1 protein-coding gene is annotated in these 260 nt (G+C 70.8%); it reads right to left on the bottom strand.

Going from position 1 to position 260, the window contains the following annotated elements:
* Positions 1-61: 61 nt before the first annotated feature.
* The coding region (locus SB773_RS32805; protein ID WP_410594581.1) for an aquaporin at positions 62-260 on the bottom strand (199 nt) is incomplete at its 5' end.

Below are 260 nucleotides of genomic sequence, written 5' to 3'. Positions count from 1 at the left end.
CGGTGCGGTCAGGCCCACGGCGCTGCCTTGCCGTTCGGATTCACGACCGCTCGCGGCAGGTTCATGCGCGCGGCTCCCGCCCGCCGACGAACCGATGCGCCAGCGCGCCGAGGATCGCGCCGATGCACGGCGCCAGCCAGAACAGCCACAGCTGGCGCAACGGCATGTAGCCGGCGCTTTCGCCCACGAACGCCGCCACCGCGGTGGAGCGTGCGGGGTTGACCGAGGTATTGGTCACCGGGATGGAGATCAGGTGGATC

It is taken from the genome of Bacillus sp. SIMBA_074, assembly GCF_046534555.1.
Classification (GTDB): domain Bacteria; phylum Bacillota; class Bacilli; order Bacillales; family Bacillaceae_G; genus Bacillus_A; species Bacillus_A mycoides.
The sequence above is the reverse complement of the archived record's forward strand: the minus strand, read 5'-3'. Positions and strand labels throughout refer to the sequence as shown.